We start from the raw sequence: 18,943 nt of genomic DNA, 5'->3' as shown, positions 1-18,943 counted from the left end.
ACAACATGAACAACACCAGCCTCCGGGTGAAAGTGCAACTGCGTTAAAATCTTTTTGATCTTCTACTTTCTTCACAACCTTCATTCTGTTCACCTCCTTCTTTTCTTAAAATTAACTGTTTTTATTTTTCAAACATGTAAAAAACCACGATAAAAGTTATTGTATTATAGAAACTAATTAAGCCATACTCTAATAACTAAAATTGCTCTTTTCAAAGAGATGAGAAGAATTTTGTAAAATCCAAGAAAGCCAATCCAAGCAAAAATACTTTTACATATTCAGCGATATATATTTGACAGTTGTGCTCGTCCACTTTTCAGTCAAAAACTATCAACTTTATGGATAGGGAAGAATATCTTTATTTATTTCTTCTCCCTCTTTCAAATATTCTTTATATTTCTCATGTCCAAGCATTGGTATCCCAGCTATAAATGCTGGTACAAATTCTACCATGAATACTTTGGATATAAATATGTGGTTAAATCTACCTGGCATTATTTTGAGGCAAAGAGGTCTTATTTTTTCTTTTTTTAAGTAATCTGTTACACTAATTCTTTCTTGATTTTTCTTTATTTCCGATAAATATATTTTTTCATTGTTTTCAAGATACCAACTTAACTTTTCTTTATGTCTTTTGAGTCCATAATACGAAACTGCTTGATAAAAGACTTTGAATTTTCTGGGATCTTCCTCTTCCTGAACATCTAAAACCCGATTCACATAGATCGATGTTAGCCACTTTGGTGCATATAAAACCTTTCTAGTATTATTAACCGATTGGGCATACTCTTCTAAAGCTGATAAAATTGCGCTTTCAATATCCCCACTTATACCGCCTCCTGTATTGAAAGAATATTTTTCCATGTCTTTATCAAATGATACAGCCGTAACAACATGAAAAACTTCTTGATCTATGTTGTGCCTATAAAATCTAATGTTTTTTTCTTTAATATAATCTTTATACTGTAATAACCTTTTATCCTCTATTTCATTTAACACAATTTCTTTTGGTGGTATTTTACAATACCACGATAAATTTATCTCATGTCTTTCTATGATCTCAAGTAAACCATGTTCATACCCATATAATTCATTAAAGTGTGATGTAAGACCACCGGAAGTTGCATATGCTATTCTTCTTTCTTTTGAATCTTGCCGTTCATAGTACATCATAATGAGAGATGCTGGTACATATATTCCCTCATGAGTATCCATATCCAACATTTTTATCCATCCAACTATTGAATTTCTATCAAATTTATCAAATAGAAAATCTTTTTCATTGAACTGTTCATCAGAAAAAATGTTTATTTTAGCAGGATCAATTAGTTTATATCCTTCTTTAATCAATTTGTTATATGTTCCTACCAGGACATTTTCTCTTTGATTAAAATAATCCAAGCATCCCATCAATCTTTCAAATGCTTCACCCAATGATGAGCAAATGGCCTTATAATATGAAAATCCTTTACCACCTGCAAAAATTGACTCTTCAAGTCTTATAGACATGCTTGTCCTTCTCAGCAAGTAATTAAACAAGTAAGTAAGATTTGCAAATTCGCAATTACCAATAAACAATGGTAATTCGGATGAGGGTGCCAACACAATATCTACTTTTTTGATCAAATTAAAGTATCCTACAAAACTCATCATTTCCTTATAATTTAAATAATCATCTATCTGGGTTATTTGTGGTTCACATATTTTCCGTTTATTTATTACATTTATGTTTAATCCCACTTTACCTTAACCCTCCTGAGCAGAAAATATAAGATAATAGCTACTATAACTAAATATATCAAATCTTTCCCCTGTTCTTTAAAAGAGAACAATCCATACCACCACATTTGTGTGACTTGGATACTATGTGACATTGGTAATAAATTTGCAAATTTTTCTATATTCGGCGGTAAGGAGTCCAAAGGTAGAACTATTCCAGATGTAAATATTAGAGTTAAAAACAAAAATGAAGTAACTATATTTGCCGTTCTCGCTGATTTTATCAATAGCGATAACAAAAATCCTATACCATAGTAAATATACATGTTTAAAAAATACAACATTGCAAATCCCATTATTCCTAATAAATGTATGAAAAGTGTAGCTTTATAGAATATAAATGATACAGTTGTAAATAATAACGTTGATATAATACTAACTATTGAAAAAGTAGCCATTAAGGAACCAAAATATATTTTATAATCCACTGGATATGTTATATACCTTTTTATTACCCCTTGTTCCTTAAGCTCACTTATTGTAATTGGTATACCCATTAAACCTGCATTTGCAAGTAAAAAAATTATGTTTATAGGAACGACTGTATCTATCCCTAGAATATGTTCACCATAATGCGTTGGTTCTTTCCCAAAAGCACTGCCAAACACCACAGTTAATACCATAGGTAAGGCTAGCATAAAGAAAACGGTTGTAGGGTCTCTTAACAAAGCTTTTACTTCTACTTTAAAAAATCCATACATTTTTCTTATAGTAGTTTTGAAGCTGTTTTCCATTATTTTACTACCCCTTCCTGGTTTACTATTGTGCCAGTATAATAAAAGTATATGTCTTCAAAATCTACATCATGAATAGCAAAACTCATTCCTTTTTCCTCAAGCATTCTAATTAACCTGTTTTTATCTCCCTTTAAAAAAATATGATATACTGTTCCTGAAATTCTCACCTCGTAGTCATTAAAATGAGCTGAAATAAAATTCTCTACTTCATCAAAAAACTCTTTTCTCACTTTTATAAGATATCTATCTTTACATAGGCTCATTATATCAGTGGTGGTTCCACTTAAAATTATTCTCCCTTCATTTATCAAATAAATGTAATCGCTATATCTTGCAGCTTCATTCAGGTAATGGTCAGAGACAATGACTATCTTATTCCTTGAATAGTCTTTTATCATATTCCAAATCTCATTCCTGTTAAATGGATCTAATCCCGAGACAGGTTCATCCAAAATAACTATATCTTGTCCAGCCATGAAGAGCATTGTAACAAGCAACCTTCTTTTAGTACCTCCAGACAATTGCTTCGTCCTTTTATTGTAGTATTTTTGCAAACCAAATTTACATAAATATTCATATGTATCAATGTTTAAATTAAATATGTCTTTAACTAAATTTAGTTCTTCTTTTACTTTGCTGCTTTTCCTTAAACTGTTTTCCTGAGTCAAAAAGCCCACTTTCTCTTTTGTCTCTATATCGTTACCAAATTTGCCGTTTATTATAACACTCCCTTTATCAGCTTTTCTTAGCCCAATTATTATTTCCAATAAGGTTGTTTTTCCACTTCCATTTGGACCCGCTATGAGATAAACCCCTGGTTTATCTATCCTAATGTTTATATCTTTTAAAACCATACTATTGTTGTAGGATTTATATAAATTCTTTACCTCAACAAACATAGTATTCATTTCTTCACCCTTTCTTTTTTAATGCAAACCAATTATAAATCATATGAAAAGTAATTGGATACAATATGTTGTGAGTTTGTATAAATATATAACCAAGTACCAATCCCATAACCATTTTAGACAGCACATCATACTTCGAGAAAAAAATATGCACCATACTAAAACACATACTGCTTAGTATTAACAATAAAAATTCCATTTTAATGGAACTTTCTATTAAATAGAGTCTAAATACCAATTCTTCCAGTATACCGATAATTACGGATGTTAAAAATTCTAACATCTTAACTCTACCTTTAAAATAATATGCGATATCTAGTATGAGAACGTCACTTTTAATTATATTTATCAACATGAAATCTAAAACATAATATACTAACGAAGTTATACTTACCACTAATAATATAGTTATACTAAGTGTGCCTGTAAATTGTATATTACTATTATATGCATACAATACATTTATCCAAGCAGCCAAAATAAGTAATGAAATATATAACTTTAATGCGATATTTTTATCCCATTTCAAAACCTTCGTTAGTAGAATAAAAAATGTTACTAAGTAAATTAACAATTCTTTTAAAATATTCATACCACATTGAAACTCCTTGATTTATACCCAAAACCTATGGTTGCAATCGGGTATTCATCTTTTGATAGGTTTAGGAGAGTTTCTATCTTATGCTCTAAAAAACCTGCTACAATACATGAAGATATACCATTATTTTCCGCAAGCAACTGCAAATAAGCTAGTAGTATACCAGCATCTACATGTGCAAATCTATATGCTCTTTTGTAATATTTAGGAACAACTCTTCTAAGATCTGCAACTACTATGCATAAAAAACTACTGTAAGCAGTAAATTCGTTTTGGAAATGAATTTCTTTTATAATTCCTCTCATATTTCCATTATCTATTTGACATATCTTATTTCCTATAAAATCGTAGTAATACAGTCCTTGCTCGACACCTTCAACATTATTTACTATAATGTATAGATCTAAATAATTTAGTCCACCTTGGCTATTTGTATATTTAAATAGATAACTCTTCCTATCGTAGACTCCTTCTGCAACGTGTTTGACACCGAAACTATAATGTATAATTTGACTAAAAGCTTCAAAACTAACCTCTCTATTTTCATAATCACGAACTGAATATCTATTTTTTATGATTTCAACTATATTTTTGGAAGGAAAATCATTCACTTGTAGTTTAATCTGTTTTAAAGAATTATCTATAAGCTCTTCCTTGTTATGCTTGATATAATATCCCTTATGCATGTATTTCATGTAGTTTTTAGTTTTATATGGTGTATCGTCTATTATCTCATGTAATATACTAACCTGTTCTAAATCCGAGCAGTTTGCTAGTAATTCCTTTAATTGTTGGATTTTCTTATTGTAATATTTTAGCCTCACACCATCCACTTATTCCTTCTCCCTCCTTTTATCTGCATATAAGTATATTAAATATGCTTTTTTCAATACCATCTAAACCTAAAAGGTTATTCACGCTATGATTCTCAAACATGTTAACATCCAAAATTTCTTTACACTTTCCGTAATTTTTAAACCTTTCTATTATTGCCCCGTAATTTATTATGGCACTCCTATATCCATATTCCCCCAGAAACAGCATAACCCTTATTGGAATAAATATAGGAAAAATTATAATTATATCTTGCAAACTTTCCTGGATAATATTAACAGACTTTATTTGATGAATTTGATAGAAATTATGTTTGAGTAGTTTTTGTATTAAATCTTTAGCATTTTCCTTCCACCTAAAAGTAAAATTTTTCTGTGGCAAATACTTATAAATACTTTCTTTAAAATAAAATAGTATATCCAAACAATGATAATCAACCTTCGGATATTTGTTCAGATAATATATCAATTCTTTCAATTTACTTTCTAGGTCACTCACATACACATATTTTTCTCCTTTTACAACCCATTCAGAATCTTCTGGATGTACTGTTTTATTATACCATTCCACCGATTTATGATATAATTCTATATTCCTAATCATTTCTTCTGAAGACAAAAAATTTGAATTTGCATGAAATAACTCGGCAGGTGAAAAATAGAATTCATTTGTATACCTTGATGCATAATAATTGAGATTCTCTTCAAAAAACTCAAAGTTATTATCTGTAGACACATTGTTTTCTTCCAAGTATCGCTTGAAAACCGCTAGTTCTTCCTCTGTAAATTCTTTATTATTTTCATCAAATAACATTTTTATTGAATTTTCCTTCATTTAGCTTCACTTCCTTAATATTATATAAAAGGATGTGTCAAATTTTTATCTCCCTGACAACTAGGGCACTTTGGAAACCTAAACAATCTTATCTTAGTAATAACCATTCTTTCAAAGTCAACCGAATATGCATAGTTGTTTATATACGTGCATTTCAAATATTTATCCAAAATTAACATAGTTAGATTTAGTAACGTATTAAAATATAAATTGTCACTTGCTATTAGAACATTGTTTTCCTTTATGTAACTTTCTTTCATAATTTGATAGTCTAGTAAATTATAAAATGATGACTCCCTTAGCAATTCAAAATCGTTATAACATCCTGCTCGATTTATGTCCATAATAGGAATAATTAGTCCTTCATCACCGTCCAAATAAGATATAACAAATTTTTTCTCTAAATCTACACAAAGCCTGTTTATCTTGTAAAACAGGTTTGGATTAAAGTATTTTTGAATAACCAGCACACAATCATGCTGCTTAATGATATCTAATAGTTTTTCTTCTCCTAAATATTCCGTTTCTCCCTCTCTAGTTATAACATTAAGTGGAGCAATAACGGTTAAATATGTTATATTATAGTTCTCATCTCTAACATCCTTAAATTTATTCCTTATCTTTATCCCATCCTCCTTAGAGATTATCAAACAAATATTTTTTTCTCTTGCTCTAAATTTGATATTATAACTTCTATTTCTAGCAACTTATTTAAAAAATCTTCAATAGTTTTCTCATCAATAAATTTACATTTTTCCAATATAATTTGTTTTAAATTCTCTATTCCCACTGGATATGTAACTTGTTGAAACAGCACCTCTAAAATACCACTCTTATCCTCATCTATTATTTCAAAGGAGTAATTTGAAATACTACCTCTTTTTACTAAATACTGATACCTGTTACATTTTATAAATTTCATCTTTTTATTTAAATTTAACATTACTCCCATTTTATTTCCCCTCCATCTATCTCCAGAAACAAGTCAAATCCTATCACATTTCCGTCATAATCAATACGAGCAATCTCAATTATGTTATTCTTTGATAAATCGTAATTATTTATATCTTTTACATCGCTGTCAATTTTGCTAATAAGCAGACTTATTGCGTTCTTAAATTCTTCTACATCATTCGAAATAGATATTGAATAACTTTTCCCGATAGAAAAATCTTCTAAATATCTATATTGCGGATAATTTTTCAAAAAATTGTATATACCAGAGCCTTCACTTATTTCTACTTCTATCATTATCCTCATTGTTACCGTCTTTTTTGTGATATCTTTCTCTATTACTTTTGTTATTAGTCTATTTTTATAAAATATCCCTCCATCCTTTAACCTATCTATTAATTTACGTACTTCCTGCTGTATGCTTATCGGATTTACTACTTCTTTCTCAAAGTAAATTAAATTTTCAAATTTTATTCCATCTCTTAAATTTACATCCACCTTTTATCTCTCCCCTTTTCTTTTCTACCTCATAAGTGAATTTTTATTATATAGAGAAACTCAAAAACAAAATAGAAAAATCCTAGGAAAAGTAAAATTGAGCAATTATAATTTTTATTTATGATAATATTTAACCTTTTTCTCAAAAGAATATTTACCTTCTAACAGAATTTTTCTTTACTTATTTCACTGAACTAATATTAAAGTCTGTTAATTATGTACTTATAAGGATAAATCTTTAATAGATTGAAGTCCTTTTTTATTTTTATTTTATAATACACTTTTTTCAATGTCTACTATATCTTTGTATAGTTTTAGCAAAAAAATAAAAAAACTATACAAAAGTATAGTCCAAATTTAATTTATCAAATTAAGCCTAATGGCTTTTGCAATAGCTTGTTGAAAGTTTTTTACTTGCAATTTTTTAATAATTTCTTTTTTATGATACTTTACCGTAGCTGGTTTTAGTCCGAGTTCCATCGATATCGCTAATTCTGTGTATCCTTTTGCACACTTTTTTATTATTTCAATCTGTTTATCTGTCAATTTTTCAAGGTCTTCCTGTGATTCTAAATCCATTTCTCTTTTATATTCGTTGGCAATTTTATATACTAATAAATCTATAAATCCCATCATTTCATCTGCCATATTATGTTCTATTATTGATATATCCAAATAGCCTACTATCTGATTATCTATGTGAAAAGGCGTGGCTATACAGTACCATTGTTTGAAAATATCACAATAATGCTCTTCCGGTTTTAAGTAAATTGGCTGCTTTAATTTCATAGCCAATGAAATGGCATTTGTACCACAGCTTTCCTCCTTAAAAGAGGTTCCTCTCTTAATACCTAAGTCAGTAATATCCTTGTATATTTTTCTATTACATAAAACATCTAAAAGGTATCCTTCACTATCTACCAGCAAGAAAATATATCTTTTCTTCAATTGTGCACGTACCTTATTAACACATTTTCTAAAAACTTCTATGAGTTTTTTATTCTCTTGTAATTTCCTTTTCAATTCCTCTTCTTCTAAAGATATTAATGGAGTAACTATCGATTTTGTAAGTCCTATTTCCAGACACTTTTTATAAGAAAAAAGTATTTCATTAGATTTTATATCTCCCATCAAAATTTTCCCTCACTTCAGCTCCAACCTCTCAAATATATAATTTGCAAAGAGCAAAAACATTCCCGCTTCTAAAAGCATTATTATAGAAGCTGATAAAATGCCTATTCCCATACTTTTTGTCGCAATACCTAAAGGAATGGAAACTAATCCTACAGGTATAAGCACAAATAATAATCCAAACAACTTAAAAAAAGGTATCGCTACTTTAAGGTCTTCTTTTGATGGCATAAAAGTAAGCAAAAAAGCGTAGGAAAAATTCTGTAAAATCGAAAGACTTATTATAAACAGTATAGCTGCAATAGTATTAAGTAAGCCAGGTTTTATAAAAATTGAAGCAGGTACTATAAGAAGTATCGCTGTTATAAACGATTTTAAAAGAGGTACAAAGTTTACTGCAATAAGCTTTTCTATGCCTTCTCCCGGAATTATATAAATGTACATTCTATTTAATTCTGCCCCTATTGCTGAGACCATACTCAAAAGCCAAGCCATATAAGCGTACATAAAAGCCAAAACAAATATTATAGTGCTATCATTTTTAGGAAGAAAATATCCAAAAGCAATTGAAATTACAAGCAAAAAGAGGTTATAAAAATTAAAATATATAGACCCTATCTGTCTTTTATTTTCTACCATTTTAAGCCATATAAAAGCCCATGGACCTTTTGGTGAAAATTTCACTTCTACTTTTCTTTTTTTCTTTTTTATATTTTCTTCCGTACCTGACAAGTCACCTTTATCGGCCTTTTCTCTTATCTTTCTTATCTTTTCATTGTAAGTGACAACTTCCTCATAATAGTCTGTCGCAAAATAAAGTCCTATAAATACAAGCAAACCTATTGTTACAAGTTGTAAAATTATCTGTATTATTGCGTTGTGAGAATTACCAGTAAAATATGAAAGTATAAGTCCTTTTGAAGGTCCTATAATAGGAACATAATCCCATCCTTTTAAGTCAAAATATTCAATAAAACCATAAATGTTTTGCTCTTTATAGGCAAAATACACTGCAGAACCGAGAACCAAGACTAATACACTCCATAAAATGTATTTTATTATCTCTTTTGCATTAAACTTCATTGAAATAGAGTAAAATAAAAAGCTTAAAGGACTAAGTGCAAGATAAAAAGTAAATATTCCGAGGTATCCCCAAATTAAGTTCTGTGAATATTTGAAAATTTCCATTGTAACACTTAAAAAAGGCAGATATATGATAAATAGAACAGCAATAAATAAATTTTTAAAAATGCTCCTTACCATGTACCAGAAAAATATCATTCTTTCTCTTATCGGGGAAGACAACAAAAAATCTATATCTCCTGGGCTCAATATAATTCCCGGCTGTCTTAAGGAGGTAAATAAAGAAGCAAAAACTCCCAAAAGCATGACCGCTATCAAAACTGCATTAAAAACTTCAAATTTTATCGTACTTATTTCATTGAATGTCTTTCCCCTGTTTGTTATCACAGGTATTAAAATGAATACATACCAGATAAATTGAAGAAGATATATAAATATTCTTTTGGGGTTTTTGATTATATCCTTCACAAAATTTTTAAATCTTAATAAGTCCAATGTAAGCAAAGCCTTTATTTCTGTCATTTTGTCACCTCCAAAAAGAGGTCTTCTAATGTGCCATTAGGTCCTGCTTTTTCCATAACCTCTTCAAGAGTACCTTCATAGATGAGCTTTCCCGCTTTTAAAATAAGCACTCTGTCTCCAAGATTTTGAACTGAATCCAGCATGTGTGTACTCAAAAGAACAGATTTGCCTTCTTTTTTAAGTTCGCGTATGGTATCTTTAAGCTCTCTAATCGCCTTAGGGTCAAGCCCTACAAAGGGTTCATCAAAAAGCATTACCTCAGGTTTGTGCAAAAGGCCGCAAATAACCATCACCTTTTGCCTCATACCTTTTGACAGATTTGCTCCTAATTCATCTTTTTTATCCAAAAGGTCATAGGCTTCAAGGTATCTTAGAGCATCTTCTTCCCAGTTGCCAAGATTATAGGCAAGAGCTATAAATTTCATATGCTCCCAAACTGTAAGCATTGGGTATATGTCAGGAATTTCAGGTATGTAGGAAAGCTTTTTTCGCGCCTCTTTGTCTTTATAGTCATAACCGCATACCTTTATCTCTCCCTCTGTCTTTCTCAAAAGTCCCATTATAGTCTTTAAAGTAGTACTTTTACCTGCCCCGTTTGGACCAATAAGACCCACGACTTCACCGGGATAAAGTTCAAAAGTAATGCCATCAACCGCTTTTATTTTGCCGTAATACTTTTTTAAATTTTTAATAGACAATACGCTATTCATCGTAACCCTCCATTTTAGTGTGAATTTTTAACTGTTGTGGTAACAGTATTCAGTTGTGTTGAGTCAATCTTTGTGATAGACGATATCTCATAAGTTTCTGCACTCTGAGATTTTTCAATTGTAAATTCAACTGTGCCGATTGGCTTATCATTTTCAAAAATATCATACGTTAATCTCTGATAATCTCCCCACGGAATCTTATCAATCTCCATAGGTTCTGCATTCTGTGAACAGCCTGCAAGAATTATTAACAAAAAGCTTCAATAAACATATGATAAAATATCGCAACAATAAAATATATCAAGAGACTTACCTCCATCGTAAAAGTTATTAGACAAGAAATTTTTAACACAATATTATAAATTCTACAAATTCCCCCAAAATCCTTCTTTTATTTCCAAGTCATATCAAAATTTTACATGCTTTTAACAAATCATTATCAGCTTGCTTCTTCACACTTCTAACTATTTATAATCAAAAAGCTTATTATTTTCGCATAAAAACATACAATAGAAAAATATTAAAAAATAAAAGTATAGCCCCTACCGTAATATCATATGTCCCATGAAAAATTTTCTTTTTACCTTTTGCTTGAGGATATCTCATTACAATATAAGAAAACAACTGCAATATAGGCATAAAAAATATAAATTCCAACTTAGATGCAGCATAATTTATATTCCCAAAAGCATCTCTCTGAAGAGGTATACTCTTAGGTAAATATTTGTGTGCGAAACATTTATAATAAAGGTTATAACTGGAAATATACAATCCCACTTAAACAAATATTCAACTACTCTTTTTCGCATTTTCAACTATATCCTCCCCTTTAATTTACTTGCTTTTACTGTTAAAGTCTACTATACTTTTGAATAATCTATTCCCTAGACATGCATAAAAGGGACGGTTTCTCTGCCCGGATTAGTCTAGGCAGAAAAACCGTCCTCAAAAAACACAGATTAGTCCCCCTACTATTAACACAACCCTAACTCAAAAAATCTTTGCTGCAAATTCTGGTTACTTTTTACATATTCTAACCTTTCAATACATGAAATTCTACCTATTTAATGTCTTTCTTATATTTCACTTATCTTTACTTTTCTCTACCATCCTCTCATTATTACTAGGCTAACGCTGCATTTGCCGGCTCGGAGAATACTAACCCAAAAGGTTAGCAGCAGCCTAAAAAAGCAGCAAAGGATTAGAAACTTTGCTGCTTTACTTTTACTTAACAATAAGATAGTTTTCATAAAAGCCGTTTTAAAATATTTAGTATGCGTTTATTATTTAAATAACCAGTTGTATTTCCTATTTTTAAATCTCTATTTACTCTTGCCTCATATTCAGCAATCCAATCCATTCTACCATTACTATCGAACTGCGTCAGGAAAATATTTGGTTTTATTCTTTGAGGCGATTCACTTGGGTCAAAAGTTAAAATTCCGTAATCCAACAGGGAAATCTGTCCTGCTTTATACAGCTCATAAGAAATATTTTTAATATCACTAAAAGAAGCATTTCTAATGTTATATTTACCTGATAACTCCTTCCAAATATCTGAAGAATTATTTGCTTTATCATTATTTTTTATCACAAATGTATTAGAAATTTCTTGTCTCTTATCATGTTTAGTAATTTCACCGTCATATCGAATCTGCTGTTGATAACATAAAGGCATTATCATCATTTCTATCACTTCCCTAAATAAATTATTTAATCGTTTTATTTTATATGTATGAAATCGGACATTGTATTCCATGGATAGTTTGAAGAAGTATTCTGGTAAGTAAAATCACCACTATCATAGCCACTAGCATCCCACCAATAAAACCAACCATCTATAATTGAATCGTTATCTAAATCAATTGGTTGCGATTGAACGGAATTCAAAAGACTTCCATTCATTTTTGCAAAGCGCAGATGTCCATATCCTATTTCAATTGTTACTATATACATCTCATCTCCTCCATGATCTTCAACGGAAGAAAGTTGATTTTCCGAAAAATATTCATATGTTGGATGTTGAGAAGAAATTACAGCATATACCTGTAAATATGTTAATGGCGGAGCTGCCGCGAAAGGCTGAACTGTCTTCGATTCCAAAATTTCTTCTTCATAATTCTCCTTAACTGTTTTTAAATATTCACAAACTTTTTCATCAATCCTCATTGGAGATTTTATTAGCAAAGATGAATTAAGTGAATTTTTCTCATTTCCCCTTTCTAACTCTCTAGCCTGAACAGGAACCGATAATACCAAAGTAAAAAGCGCTATAATTGACATTATTATCACAATCTTTTTCATCATCTCTCCCCTCCTTTCATAATCTAATGCATATACTCCTAAGTTTTATTAAATTTTTTATGCCTAAACATTTAACTTTAAATAACATCCAATAACTCTATTTAATTCCATTTTACTATATTGTTCTAAAATTGTCAATGAAAATCGAAAATCTTGTTACAGCCCGTTATCGGCATATAAAGAATTTCTCGGGAATAATCTTTTTCCAATAGAAATAACATTCACCACCCTAAAATTCATTTTTTCAACATTTACTTCTGTAGGCATAGAAATAGTCCTCTGGTAAGTAATGCAGTTTTATTACTGGCTTTAGAAGCAACTGTTCTAATGTACTTACTTGTTTTTCAAAGGATATCGATACAGATACCTCACTTATTATGTTAGCCGCCAGAAACCAATATAAAAAGCCAATGTAATAACTGTCTTTTACAGCAGCATAATTTCTAAATTCCAAAAAGAATCCCGCAAAAAATATATAAGTTACAATCATATTTACTATATGATCGTGGTAATAAATTTTTACTTCGATAATATACTTAGATAATTCCGCTTTTATAATATTAAACATCTTCAAAGCTGTCACTTCCTAACTTCAAAAATTTGTACATTATATCTTCAAGGCTATCTTGGCTTTTAGAAATATGAGTAACATAAATATTTCTTTTTACCATATCACCTAAAAAGCTATTTATAAGCCTATTACTATCAATATAAACTTCTATTTTCAGTAATATCATTTTCCCTGCGCACCACATTAACTCTATCAAAATACTTTTTTATTTCTCATTATCTAAATTTCTTTCCACTCTTATTAAATATTTGTTAAGCTAAGTAAATTTTGTAAATTTAAGTTTTTATTAATCTGATGCAATTGACTTAATTTTCACTAAATTTAGTTTGGGCCACTTTTTAATATTTGACTTTCAGAGGATATTTATGATTTTTTAGCTACTCTTTTGTCTTTTCTTATCCCTGACTATTTTCTTTGTATTTAATTGTCAGTTTTGATTATTATATATTTTATATCATACATACTTTGTTTTTTAATTCTGATTATTTTAATTAACTTTGCACAATAATAACATTTCTGCACTTATTTTTTATTTTCATTATACAATGAAACTAATGGCATGTCTACTATATTTTAGTATAGTTTTTATTACATTTCCAGTTAATGTTTGCATAAATAATCAAAAAAATCATACTAAAGTATAGTCTCAAACTTTAATCTACATCTATTAAACCTAACTTAACTGCTCTTATAACCGCCTCTTTAATGTTTTTTACCCCAAGTTTTTCTACTATCTTTCTTTTGTGATACTTCACAGTCACAATCCCTATTCCCAGAGCTTCTGCTATGTCTAATTCTTTGTATCCCTTTGCCTCTAATGCCAGTATTTTTATCTGGCTGTCATTTAATTTTATCTTTATCTCATTTATCTCTTTTTCTTTCAATATCTTTTCATATTCAACTGCTATTTTCTCAGCCAGCAGTTTTATTACCATTGATACTTCATCCGCAATCTTTTTATCAATAGTTGATATATCCACATAGCTTACTATTTCCCCATTTTCTACTATTATAGGTGAAGCAATGCAGTGCCATTTTTTGAATATGTCACAGTAGTGCTCCTGAGGTCTTACATACACTATCCTCTTTAATCGCATTGCCATTGAAATTGCATTTGTCCCACAACTTTCTTCTCTAAAGGATACCCCCGGTTCAAAGCCTGAATCTTTTATACACTTTTTTTCTTTTGTATTGCATTTTACATCCAACAAATATCCTTCAATGTCAGTAAGCAAAAATAGATACTCACCTTTTACCCAATCCTCTTCTACACTCATATGAAAAGCTCTTATGAGTTTACAATATTTAGAGCAAAATTTGTGAAATTTGGAACGAAAGTGTCATTTTGGGGAACGAAAATGCATTTTTCGCCTAATATTTTACAATTAGAAATAAAAATTGAGGAGAATAACCTCCTCTTTCCCTGGTACTTAATAAATTTACTTAATCATGATAATATTATTTTTTTAGAATTACTTGTGCTATAATCTTAATATAATTTTGATTTGATACGGAACTCGGTTTTCCTGCAAAGGTAGAATAAAAAAGTGGAGGGTTAAAGATGTTTCCAATCAGGGATAATATACCGAGCAGACGACCACCCCTCATTACGCTTCTGCTCATAATAATAAATTCGCTCATATTTTTCACTCTTTCAAGTGCTTCATACAGCACTTTTGCTGCATTTGTTTACAAATACGGGCTTATACCGGCAAAAATTACAAAACTGATTATATCCGGTGTACCGTTTTCCGGCAGCGACTTATACCCTTTTATCACCAGTATGTTTCTTCACGGTAACACATTTCACTTAATTAGCAACATGTGGATATTGTGGCTTTTTGGAGATAATGTTGAAGATAGGATGGGCCATATAAGATTCCTCATTTTCTACCTCCTTAGTGGGGTAATCGCAGGTGTATTTCACCTGGTTTTTAATCCCCTCTCACCAGTGCCGGTGGTAGGAGCTTCTGGAGCTATTGCAGGCATTATGGGTGCATATTTCGTATTATTCCCGTCGGCAAGGATAATCACCCTGGTACCAACCTTTTTCTTGGTTCCAGTCTTTCTCCCGATACCCGCCGTAGTCTATCTCTTCCTATGGTTCCTGACCCAGCTCTATTCCGGCACGGTCTACTCTGTCATTGGTGGTACAACGGTTGGTGGAATAGCCTGGTGGGCGCATATAGGAGGGTTTATCAGTGGTGTGTTGTTAAATAGGTTCTTCCTTAGAGATAGGTATTAATTAACTTGTGCTCACAATGGCGATTTCTCCACAGTCCCAAGGAAGCTAAATGTACCCAATAATCCATTTTTTCTGGCGTACCTACTACTCATGTCAAAAACTACCTCAAAGCCCTCTGGCAGATATTTAAACCAGTCCAATAGTCCTGCTTTTTTCAAGGCTTCCACTAGTTCTCCTCTATTGTCTAAAGTACTCAAAGGCACAGCTCTTTTTCTAATCCTATTGCCCTTTTAAAAGGTATACTGGAAATTAAAGCTGTAATTAAAGATAAGAAAAGTGCAGCATAAAGACCCTTTTTGTCACTTAAGATTCCAAAGGAGTAAGTACATAGAATTGTAGAAACACTAATAAACAAACTATATATTGAAATAATCGTTGCACGCTCTGAAGAAGGTATTAACTTATTAAAATAAGACATAAAAATCGGAGTGTGTGCAGAATATACTGCTGTATAAATAATATAAGGTATAAATGAATACTTGGGAATCGCATACATCATAAATATAAACAATGCAGATGTAATACTGACAATCATTAGTGTGCGAGCTGCCCCTTTAAATCTTTCAGCTATCCTGTCAGCATAACGGGGCACAAAAATACTAAGTACCATCGTTAATGCTAAAATAATGCCAAACAATTCTACAGGTATGCCTGCCCTTTCGAAATAGGGCTGCCACAACATTGACATGATTCCTGACGAAAAAAAGAAGAAAAAAGACCCGACTGTAATAGATAACAAAATCCTGTGTTTAAATAGATACACAGTTCCTTTAGCAATTTTATTAAAATATTCTCTGTAACTGTATTCGTCCGTTTTTTTCTGTAATTTAGCTTCTTTGCCCGCTAAAAATACGTAAATAAAAACCCAAAAAATCCCTATACCTTCTATTAGCCAGATTTCTCTAAAGATATTATAACGTACTAAAATGCTGCCTCCTAAAAATCCTATCGTACTACCTAAATAGTTAAAACTTGTAAGACGTCCCCAGTATTTTGTCAGGTCCATTTCTTTTTGACCGAAAAGAAACGAATCAGCAAACCAAGATTCGAAGGCTCCAGAATTAAGAGTTGCTCCAACTCCTGATAAGAAATATAAAAATAATAAAACTGTAAAAGAGGTGTTGAAATATATCCCAATAGAAGTTAAACTGCCAATCAATAAAGATAAAAGAACAGAAAATTTACGGCTATATGTATCAGCAAGAGCACCCGTAGGTATTTCGAATAATATGACTGCTATGTGGTTTATTATTATGAGGAGTGAAATTTGTGAAAAATCTAAATTAATTTTATTAAAATATATTACCCAAAATGGTGCCATTAAAGATGTAAAAAAACTTGAGAACAATGTTACTGTCAAGAAAAATCGTTCATTCCTTTTTAAATTTTGCATTTATTTAAATCCTCCTCTGAAGGAATAAATTTACCAAATGTTAGGAAGTTTTCAGCAATACAATAACTCGTAGAACAGAAGCGAGCAAATTCACATTTGGTACACAGAAATTTTTTGCTTAATCTTTTGGAATAACTTCTTATCCTTTTTGCTTTCTCACTATTCCATATTTCAAAAATATCTTGTGATTTTATGTTGCCTAGAATTATTTTATCATCTACTCTTTGCTCGAAAATTCGGCATGGAAGTACATTCCCATCAGGTTGAATTTCAAAACCGACGTTTATATTGCAACCTGGAACCTTTTGGTTTTCAATAGACTTGGGTACATCTCCCATTATTTTAATGCCTTTATATTTTCCTTCTATATTCCAAATTTTTTCGTTAACTTTCTTTATTTCCTCCTTATTTGGTACAATGTTTGACAATTGTTGCCCCCAATCCCAAGGTTTCAAGCGTGCAAATTTAACTGAAGTAACTCCCAAATCGCTTAACAATTTTACAATTTCTTCTATTTGCATCATATTATGTTTTCTGTAAATTACTTCAACGTCCACTTGAAATGCATTTGAAAATTTTTTTAAATTTAAAATTGAAGAAATAACCTTTTTAAATGTCCCCTCTCCCCTGATAAAATCATGAGTCTCGTTATTACTTCCTTCTATTGATAAACTATAACCTACTACGTGATAAGAATTCATTATCTCAATCTTTTCTTTCGATAAATTTATACCATTAGTAACTAGTTCAATAGGGATTTTGTGTTTATTAAATATTTCCAAAATTCTTAATCGCCTTTGCTACTGCTTCTTTGATATTTTTTACCCCAAGTTTTTCTACTATTTTTCTTTTGTGATACTTCACAGTCACAACCTCTATTCCAAGAACTTTTGCTATGTCTAATTCTCTATATCCTTTTGCTTCCAATTCCAGTATTTTTATCTGGCTGTCATTTAATTTTATCTTTATCTCATTTGGTTCTTTTTCTTTTATTCTCTTTCCATACTCAGTTGCTATTTTCTCAGCTAGCAGTTTTATTACCATTGATACTTCATCTGCAATTTTTTTATATATACATATCTTACTATCTTTTCCTTTCTCATCACTATATATTTTGCATGCATAAATTCCAAAAAGAGTAAAATAATCTTCATTTTGCCTCGCATCAATATTATCCATATAATCATGATAGTATTACTTTTTCAGAATCAATATTATTAATAAGAATAATACCCGTAATAAAGAGTAAAAAGGTGAAAATAATAATACTATAATTTACAACTTTTATAGAAACATTCTGGGAAACTATAAAATTGGGGAGGTATGAAAGCACAAATATTAAAATGAATTTAATTCCATATACAATTGAAACATTCTTTAAAGTAAGATCAAAATAGAAGATTAATAAAATACTTCCAATCACAAAAATCAATGCATTACATAACGCCATAATAAAAGTAATTAATGTAACAGGGTGAAAGATTAAAAACATAACTATTCCCCAAATTAATACTACACACATACTACAGATGATAGAAGGAAAGAGTTTAATTGCAAAAATTATCCCTGGTGGTAGAGGCAAAACAAAATATCTATGATAGAGATTACTTAATTTTTCTTTTTCAAAATTTATAGTCGTCATAAAAGCGGCTGCATACGAAATTATAATCATAAGAAATAAAGTATAAAAAGTGCAAATATCAGAAGAAGAAGAACTCAATAAATCAAAAACATTTTTCATATTTTTTACAACAATTGCTACAACCAAATTTAAAAGGATAAAAGGGAATATTGACACTTTTAAAAAATTAACAACTTCTAATCTTATAAGTTTTAGCATTT

At 30.3% G+C, this 18,943-nt stretch carries 23 protein-coding genes and 1 pseudogene; 1 reads left to right on the top strand and 23 read right to left on the bottom strand.

The window, feature by feature from the left end:
• Window positions 1-336: 336 nt before the first annotated feature.
• The 18 genes and pseudogenes from TKV_RS01885 to TKV_RS01800 all read right to left on the bottom strand — a co-directional run.
• Complete coding sequence (locus TKV_RS01885) at window positions 337-1,740, bottom strand: YcaO-like family protein (RefSeq protein WP_049684529.1); 1,404 nt, start codon at window positions 1,738-1,740, stop codon at window positions 337-339.
• On the bottom strand, window positions 1,731-2,513 hold the full coding sequence (locus tag TKV_RS01880) for an ABC transporter permease (RefSeq protein ID WP_049684528.1): 783 nt from the start codon (window positions 2,511-2,513) through the stop codon (window positions 1,731-1,733). Before TKV_RS01880 ends, TKV_RS01885 begins: the two co-directional genes overlap by 10 nt.
• On the bottom strand, window positions 2,513-3,415 hold the full coding sequence (locus TKV_RS01875) for an ABC transporter ATP-binding protein (protein WP_148307278.1): 903 nt from the start codon (window positions 3,413-3,415) through the stop codon (window positions 2,513-2,515). Before TKV_RS01875 ends, TKV_RS01880 begins: the two co-directional genes overlap by 1 nt.
• 13 nt (window positions 3,416-3,428) lie before the next feature.
• Window positions 3,429-3,707, bottom strand: coding sequence for a CPBP family intramembrane glutamic endopeptidase (locus tag TKV_RS14055; protein ID WP_394214488.1), 279 nt, complete (start codon window positions 3,705-3,707; stop codon window positions 3,429-3,431).
• A gap of 305 nt (window positions 3,708-4,012) precedes the next feature.
• On the bottom strand, window positions 4,013-4,855 hold the full coding sequence (locus TKV_RS01865) for a SagB family peptide dehydrogenase (RefSeq protein WP_049684526.1): 843 nt from the start codon (window positions 4,853-4,855) through the stop codon (window positions 4,013-4,015).
• A gap of 19 nt (window positions 4,856-4,874) precedes the next feature.
• Window positions 4,875-5,690: a hypothetical protein gene (locus TKV_RS01860; RefSeq protein ID WP_049684525.1), complete on the bottom strand. Its 816-nt coding sequence runs from the start codon at window positions 5,688-5,690 to the stop codon at window positions 4,875-4,877.
• Window positions 5,691-5,710: 20 nt separating this feature from the next.
• Window positions 5,711-6,340 (bottom strand): hypothetical protein, encoded by a 630-nt coding sequence (locus TKV_RS01855; protein ID WP_013149831.1) that lies wholly within the window; start codon window positions 6,338-6,340, stop codon window positions 5,711-5,713.
• A complete protein-coding gene (locus tag TKV_RS01850; protein ID WP_013149830.1) occupies window positions 6,337-6,642 on the bottom strand; it encodes a hypothetical protein in 306 nt (101 codons plus the stop codon). Before TKV_RS01850 ends, TKV_RS01855 begins: the two co-directional genes overlap by 4 nt.
• Window positions 6,633-7,142, bottom strand: a complete 510-nt coding sequence (locus TKV_RS01845; RefSeq protein WP_013149829.1) for a hypothetical protein — start codon at window positions 7,140-7,142, stop codon at window positions 6,633-6,635. The genes TKV_RS01850 and TKV_RS01845 overlap by 10 nt, the downstream gene beginning before the upstream one ends.
• Before the next feature lie 357 nt (window positions 7,143-7,499).
• Window positions 7,500-8,273, bottom strand: a complete 774-nt coding sequence (locus TKV_RS01840; RefSeq protein ID WP_049684524.1) for a helix-turn-helix domain-containing protein — start codon at window positions 8,271-8,273, stop codon at window positions 7,500-7,502.
• Window positions 8,274-8,285: 12 nt separating this feature from the next.
• Window positions 8,286-9,878 carry a putative ABC exporter domain-containing protein gene (locus tag TKV_RS01835; RefSeq protein ID WP_049684523.1) on the bottom strand — a complete coding sequence of 531 codons (1,593 nt, stop codon included), beginning with the start codon at window positions 9,876-9,878 and terminating at the stop codon, window positions 8,286-8,288.
• Window positions 9,875-10,588: an ABC transporter ATP-binding protein gene (locus TKV_RS01830; RefSeq protein WP_006569182.1), complete on the bottom strand. Its 714-nt coding sequence runs from the start codon at window positions 10,586-10,588 to the stop codon at window positions 9,875-9,877. The genes TKV_RS01835 and TKV_RS01830 overlap by 4 nt, the downstream gene beginning before the upstream one ends.
• 14 nt (window positions 10,589-10,602) lie before the next feature.
• Window positions 10,603-10,800, bottom strand: coding sequence for a hypothetical protein (locus tag TKV_RS01825; RefSeq protein ID WP_236617305.1), 198 nt, complete (start codon window positions 10,798-10,800; stop codon window positions 10,603-10,605).
• Between the two features lie 1,034 nt (window positions 10,801-11,834).
• Window positions 11,835-12,275: a hypothetical protein gene (locus tag TKV_RS01815; protein WP_012994526.1), complete on the bottom strand. Its 441-nt coding sequence runs from the start codon at window positions 12,273-12,275 to the stop codon at window positions 11,835-11,837.
• A 35-nt stretch (window positions 12,276-12,310) separates the two neighbouring features.
• A complete protein-coding gene (locus TKV_RS01810; RefSeq protein ID WP_236617304.1) occupies window positions 12,311-12,892 on the bottom strand; it encodes a DUF4879 domain-containing protein in 582 nt (193 codons plus the stop codon).
• A 244-nt stretch (window positions 12,893-13,136) separates the two neighbouring features.
• Window positions 13,137-13,466 carry a hypothetical protein gene (locus TKV_RS01805; RefSeq protein WP_049684521.1) on the bottom strand — a complete coding sequence of 110 codons (330 nt, stop codon included), beginning with the start codon at window positions 13,464-13,466 and terminating at the stop codon, window positions 13,137-13,139.
• Window positions 13,453-13,629, bottom strand: a complete 177-nt coding sequence (locus TKV_RS12975) for a hypothetical protein (RefSeq protein WP_236617303.1) — start codon at window positions 13,627-13,629, stop codon at window positions 13,453-13,455. Before TKV_RS12975 ends, TKV_RS01805 begins: the two co-directional genes overlap by 14 nt.
• 487 nt (window positions 13,630-14,116) lie before the next feature.
• Window positions 14,117-14,761: pseudogene (locus tag TKV_RS01800) on the bottom strand (LuxR C-terminal-related transcriptional regulator); the annotation flags it as partial.
• 263 nt (window positions 14,762-15,024) lie between these two features.
• On the opposite strand from TKV_RS01800, the gene TKV_RS01795 reads away from it, so the two are divergent.
• Window positions 15,025-15,708 carry a rhomboid family intramembrane serine protease gene (locus TKV_RS01795; RefSeq protein ID WP_049684519.1) on the top strand — a complete coding sequence of 228 codons (684 nt, stop codon included), beginning with the start codon at window positions 15,025-15,027 and terminating at the stop codon, window positions 15,706-15,708.
• 11 nt (window positions 15,709-15,719) lie between these two features.
• Here TKV_RS01795 and TKV_RS01790 read toward each other — a convergent pair whose 3' ends face one another.
• Genes TKV_RS01790 through TKV_RS01770 form a run of 5 tightly spaced genes read right to left on the bottom strand, consistent with a single transcriptional unit; the run spans window position 15,720 to window position 18,941 of the window.
• Window positions 15,720-15,905: a hypothetical protein gene (locus TKV_RS01790; RefSeq protein ID WP_049684518.1), complete on the bottom strand. Its 186-nt coding sequence runs from the start codon at window positions 15,903-15,905 to the stop codon at window positions 15,720-15,722.
• Window positions 15,902-17,101 (bottom strand): MFS transporter, encoded by a 1,200-nt coding sequence (locus tag TKV_RS01785; protein ID WP_049684517.1) that lies wholly within the window; start codon window positions 17,099-17,101, stop codon window positions 15,902-15,904. The genes TKV_RS01790 and TKV_RS01785 overlap by 4 nt, the downstream gene beginning before the upstream one ends.
• Window positions 17,089-17,883: a radical SAM/SPASM domain-containing protein gene (locus TKV_RS01780; protein WP_236617302.1), complete on the bottom strand. Its 795-nt coding sequence runs from the start codon at window positions 17,881-17,883 to the stop codon at window positions 17,089-17,091. Before TKV_RS01780 ends, TKV_RS01785 begins: the two co-directional genes overlap by 13 nt.
• Window positions 17,870-18,280, bottom strand: coding sequence for a helix-turn-helix transcriptional regulator (locus tag TKV_RS01775; protein WP_236617301.1), 411 nt, complete (start codon window positions 18,278-18,280; stop codon window positions 17,870-17,872). The genes TKV_RS01780 and TKV_RS01775 overlap by 14 nt, the downstream gene beginning before the upstream one ends.
• 4 nt (window positions 18,281-18,284) lie before the next feature.
• Window positions 18,285-18,941 carry a hypothetical protein gene (locus TKV_RS01770; RefSeq protein WP_049684516.1) on the bottom strand — a complete coding sequence of 219 codons (657 nt, stop codon included), beginning with the start codon at window positions 18,939-18,941 and terminating at the stop codon, window positions 18,285-18,287.
• Between the last annotated feature and the right edge of the window lie 2 nt (window positions 18,942-18,943).

This window comes from Thermoanaerobacter kivui, from assembly GCF_000763575.1.
In the GTDB taxonomy this organism is placed as follows: Bacteria; Bacillota; Thermoanaerobacteria; order Thermoanaerobacterales; family Thermoanaerobacteraceae; genus Thermoanaerobacter; species Thermoanaerobacter kivui.
The sequence above is the reverse complement of the archived record's forward strand: the minus strand, read 5'-3'. Positions and strand labels throughout refer to the sequence as shown.

Bases quoted from the DNA above. Each gene is read 5' to 3' on its own strand.
- TKV_RS01825 (WP_236617305.1), bottom strand. From the start codon at position 10,800: ATGGAGATTGATAAGATTCCGTGGGGAGATTATCAGAGATTAACGTAT.
- TKV_RS01795 (WP_049684519.1), top strand. From the start codon at position 15,025: ATGTTTCCAATCAGGGATAATATACCGAGCAGACGACCACCCCTCATT.
- TKV_RS01810 (WP_236617304.1), bottom strand. From the start codon at position 12,892: ATGAAAAAGATTGTGATAATAATGTCAATTATAGCGCTTTTTACTTTG.
- TKV_RS01770 (WP_049684516.1), bottom strand. From the start codon at position 18,941: ATGCTAAAACTTATAAGATTAGAAGTTGTTAATTTTTTAAAAGTGTCA.
- TKV_RS01830 (WP_006569182.1), bottom strand. From the start codon at position 10,588: ATGAATAGCGTATTGTCTATTAAAAATTTAAAAAAGTATTACGGCAAA.
- TKV_RS01840 (WP_049684524.1), bottom strand. From the start codon at position 8,273: ATGGGAGATATAAAATCTAATGAAATACTTTTTTCTTATAAAAAGTGT.
- TKV_RS01860 (WP_049684525.1), bottom strand. From the start codon at position 5,690: ATGAAGGAAAATTCAATAAAAATGTTATTTGATGAAAATAATAAAGAA.
- TKV_RS01880 (WP_049684528.1), bottom strand. From the start codon at position 2,513: ATGGAAAACAGCTTCAAAACTACTATAAGAAAAATGTATGGATTTTTT.
- TKV_RS14055 (WP_394214488.1), bottom strand. From the start codon at position 3,707: ATGTTAGAATTTTTAACATCCGTAATTATCGGTATACTGGAAGAATTG.
- TKV_RS01835 (WP_049684523.1), bottom strand. From the start codon at position 9,878: ATGACAGAAATAAAGGCTTTGCTTACATTGGACTTATTAAGATTTAAA.
- TKV_RS01875 (WP_148307278.1), bottom strand. From the start codon at position 3,415: ATGTTTGTTGAGGTAAAGAATTTATATAAATCCTACAACAATAGTATG.
- TKV_RS01775 (WP_236617301.1), bottom strand. From the start codon at position 18,280: ATGGATAATATTGATGCGAGGCAAAATGAAGATTATTTTACTCTTTTT.
- TKV_RS01785 (WP_049684517.1), bottom strand. From the start codon at position 17,101: ATGCAAAATTTAAAAAGGAATGAACGATTTTTCTTGACAGTAACATTG.
- TKV_RS01815 (WP_012994526.1), bottom strand. From the start codon at position 12,275: ATGATGATAATGCCTTTATGTTATCAACAGCAGATTCGATATGACGGT.
- TKV_RS01850 (WP_013149830.1), bottom strand. From the start codon at position 6,642: ATGGGAGTAATGTTAAATTTAAATAAAAAGATGAAATTTATAAAATGT.
- TKV_RS12975 (WP_236617303.1), bottom strand. From the start codon at position 13,629: ATGATATTACTGAAAATAGAAGTTTATATTGATAGTAATAGGCTTATA.